Origin of the sequence: Leisingera coralii, from assembly GCF_049056525.1 — a bacterium.
GTDB classification, from domain to species: Bacteria; Pseudomonadota; Alphaproteobacteria; order Rhodobacterales; family Rhodobacteraceae; genus Leisingera; species Leisingera coralii.
Genome location: NZ_JBHUPT010000125.1, coordinates 1 through 3,882 on the forward strand (window position 1 = coordinate 1; position 3,882 = coordinate 3,882).

General features: G+C 66.3%; 3 protein-coding genes. All 3 read right to left on the bottom strand.

The features are described 5' to 3' along the window. Positions 1 to 1,445, bottom strand: a 1,445-nt coding sequence (gene phnY / locus ACFMBG_RS23975; protein WP_421057148.1) for a phosphonoacetaldehyde dehydrogenase, incomplete at its 3' end; no start/stop codon positions are given. Positions 1,446 to 1,461: 16 nt separating this feature from the next. Further along, on the bottom strand, positions 1,462 to 2,745 hold the full coding sequence (gene phnA / locus ACFMBG_RS23980; RefSeq protein WP_421057149.1) for a phosphonoacetate hydrolase: 1,284 nt from the start codon (positions 2,743 to 2,745) through the stop codon (positions 1,462 to 1,464). A 32-nt stretch (positions 2,746 to 2,777) separates the two neighbouring features. Then, positions 2,778 to 3,882, bottom strand: a 1,105-nt coding sequence (locus tag ACFMBG_RS23985; RefSeq protein ID WP_421057150.1) for a 2-aminoethylphosphonate--pyruvate transaminase, incomplete at its 5' end; no start/stop codon positions are given.

Consider the following 3,882-nt stretch of genomic DNA (forward strand, 5'->3'; position numbering starts at 1 on the left):
TCCGGCCATGGGAGGGAGTATGTCTTGACGTTTGTGAAGAACTTCATGGCTTCGATGACGCCTTCCTTGACGCCGTTGCCTGAGTCCTTGATGCCGCCGAAAGGGGACATTTCGATGCGGTAGCCGGGCTGCTCCCAGATGTTGCAGGTGCCCACGTCCAGACCGTTGATATAGGCAATGGCCCGGTTCAGGTCGTTGGTGCAGACGCCCGAGGACAGTCCGAACCGGGTCGAGTTGGAGATCCGCATCACCTCGGCATCGTCGTCCGGCACCCGGACGATCGGGATGATCGGGCCGAAGGTCTCCTCCATCACCAGCTCGCTGCTGTGCGGCACCCTGTCCACCACGATCGGCGGCAGCAGCGCGCCCTGGCGGGCGGGGTGGTAGAGGATCTCGGCGCCGTCCTTCGCCGCCTGCAGCACCCGGGTCTCGAACAGCTCGGCGGCCTGCGCGTGGATCACGCAGCCCAGTTCGGTCTCCGGGTCCTGCGGATCGCCAAATTTAATCTTCTTGGCCTTTTCCAGCACCCGCGGCACAAAGCGGTCCGCAACGCTCTCCTGCACCAGGATGCGCTTGATCGCGGTGCAGCGCTGGCCGGAGTTGCCGGTGGCGCCGGCCACCGAAATCGCCGCCGCCTTGTCCAGGTCATCGTCACTCAGGTCATTGCAGACGATCAGCGGGTCGTTGCCGCCCAGCTCCAGCGCCTGGCGCTTGTAGACGCCTTTCTCGGCAATCATCCTGCCCACCGGCACGCCGCCGGTGAAGGTGATGATGTCGATGTTTTCATTGGTGATCATCTCGCCGCCGATGTCCTGCGGCCAGCCGGTCACCACCTGGAACATCTCCGGCGGCAGCCCGGCTTCATAGAGGATATCGGCCAGCGCGATGCAGGTGAGCGGCGTCAGCTCGGTTGGCTTGCAGACCATGCAATTGTTGGTGGCAATCGACGGCGCGATCTTGTGGCTGACCATGTTCAGCGGATGGTTGAACGGGGTGATCGCCGAGATCGCCCGGACCGGCTCGCGCCTGGTGAAGATCTTGCGCGGCTTGCCGTTGTGGGTGAGGTCGCAGGAGAAGATCTCACCATCATCCTTCAGCGCCTCGGCCGCGGCAAACTGATAGACGTCCTGGGCGCGCCTGGTCTCGTAATTCGCGTGCTGGCGGCAGATGCCCAGCTCCAGCGTCAGCCACTTGGCCAGGTATTCACGGCGCTCGCCGATCAGCTCCCCGGCCCGCTGCAGGATTTGGCTGCGCTCATAGCGGGTCAGTTTCGGCGTGTAGTTCGCGGCGATGTCAAAGGCCATGCGGGCGTGCTCGGCCTGGCCTGCGGGCACGGTGCCGGCCAGCTCGCCGGTATAGGGGTAATGGACCGGCACGGTGTCTTGAGTAAAGACCGCCTCGCCGCCGATGCGCATGCCTTCGTTGCGGATGTCGATAGTGCTCATGAGATCCCCCGCTGGTTCACTGCGCCGCCGCGGTGCAGGCGTAGAAGAAAGCGTCAAAGTTGCGCAGATCCCCGGGCTGCTCCGGCAGATCGAGGACGCGGTTGACGATAAAGGGCACCTCCTGCTCGGTCAGCCCGCCGTGGCTGCGCAAAGGCTCCTTCAGCGCCGCCAGGTCGTGGCGGTGGGCCGAGGTGCCGATGCAGATATTCTCGCCGGAGATCATCACGATGTCCCCAATGCGGTCGCCGGGCAGCTCGAAGCGGCGGATGGCTTCTTCCTTGTCCGCCACCAGGATCAGCTCCTCGCGGGCGGCGAGCCGGGCCATGATCTCCGCCCGGTCCGCCCCCTCGGGCAGATACACGGTTGCGAAAGACCCCAGCGCCCCGTGGTGCACCACGTAAGGATCGGTGATCGGCAGGATCACCCGCGCCTGGCCCTCGCCCAGCCAATCGTCCATCAGGTCCTGGGCATAGATCACGCTGGGCGACCCGTCGGCATGGTGCTTGGGCTTCATGCCGTGGTCGGCGGTCACCACGATGGCCGCGCCCATTTCATCCAGTTGCGCCAGGTACCTGTCGAACATCGCATAGAAGTCCAGCGCGCCCTGCTGGTCGGGGGCGAACTTGTGCTGGATGTAATCGGTGGTCGAGAGATACATCACGTCCGGGCGGAACTCCTGCAACAGCTTCACCCCGGCGGCAAAGACAAACTCGCTCAGCTCCGCCGAGTAGACCTCCGGCACCTCCATGCCCAGCCAGGCGCTGGCGTTGTCGATGCCGTGCTCCGCCCTGGTGGTCCCGCCCGAGCGCTCCGAGGAGAAGGCCACCGCCCGGTCCTCGTCGAACCGCAGCCCGGCGCCCAAGAGCGCCCGCAGCTTGTCCTTGGCGGTGACCATGGCGACGCGGCAGCCCGCCTCGTAGAACTGCGAGAAGATGGTCGGCGCCCGCAGGAACCGCACGTCGTTCATCATCACCTCTTCGCCCGTATCCGGGTCGATCAGGTAGTTGCCGCAGATGCCATGCACCGCGGGCGGGCGGCCGGTCGCGATGCTGAGGTTGTTGGGATTGGTGAAGGAGGGGATCACCGAATGCGCCAGCCGGTCGGTGCCGGTCCCGCGGATCCGCTTCAGCGCGGGCATCAGCCCCTTGGCGATGGCAACGTCCAGGTACTCCGGCTCGCAGCCATCGAGGCAGATGGCAATCGCCGGAACCTTGGGGGCGGGGTAGCTGCGCCCGTTGGCAGTGACAGGCCCGGTTACTGGCCCGGTGACAGGCCCGGCGAGGGGGGTTCCAGTGGTCATGTCGTGCAGTCCTTTATCTCTCAGGCGTGTCTTCAGGCGGCCAGTTTGGCACGTTCTTCCAGGGCCGCGGCGGGCGGCGCCGCGCTGGCGACGCCCATTTCGGCCAGGGTTTCCCGGGCGGCGGCGGCAACCCGCCGCATCACATGCTCGTCCATCTGCCCGATGCAGCCGATGCGGAAGCTGTCCGCCACCGTCAGCTTGCCCGGGTAAAGGATGAAGCCCCTGGCCTTCATCAGGTCATAGAAGCGGCTGAACACGAAGTTCCCGTCGGCCGGGCAAAAGAACGTGACGATGATGGGCGACAGCCAGCGGCTGTCCAGCAGGGTCTCGAACCCCAGCTCCCGCATCCCCGCCACCATCACATCGCGGTTGCGGGTGTAGCGCGCGCCGCGCGCCGCCACGCCGCCCTCCGCCTCATGCGCCCGCAGTGCTTGCAGGAAGGCGGCCACCACATGGGTCGGCGGGGTGAACCGCCACTGGCCGGTTGTCTCCATCGCCGCCCATTGCGCATGCACGTCCAGCGACAGCGAGTGGCTGTTGCCCCTGGCCGCCTCGATTTCCTCTTTGCGGGCAAGCACAAAGCCAAAGCCCGGCACCCCCTCGATGCATTTGTTGGCCGAGGACACCATCGCCTCGTACCGGATCTGCGCGGGCTGCAATTCGATCGCGCCAAAGGCCGACATCGAGTCGACCAGCAGCTTGCGCCCCGCCGCATATGTCGCCTCGGAGATCTCCGCGACCGGGTTCAGAATGCCCGAGGAGGTCTCGCAATGGACCGCCACCACATGGGTGATCGCCGGATCCTCGGCCAGGATCCGCGCCACCTCCGCGCCGCGCGGCGGCAGGTAGTCGCCCTTGTCCAGCACCACGTGCGCGCGGCCCAGGTACCTGAGCGTCTGCGCCGCCCGCTGCCCGTAGGCGCCGTTGGCCAGCACCAGCGCCTTGCCGTCCCGCGGAAGGAAAGAGCCCAGCATCGCCTCCACCGCATAGCTGCCCGAGCCCTGCACCGGCACGCAGTCAAAGCCTTCCGCGCCTGCGCCCAAGAGCGCCAGCAGGCGGCGGCGGATCTCGCGGGTCATGGCGCGGAAATCATCATCCCAGCTGCCCCAGTCCCGCAGCATCGCCTGTTTCACCGCA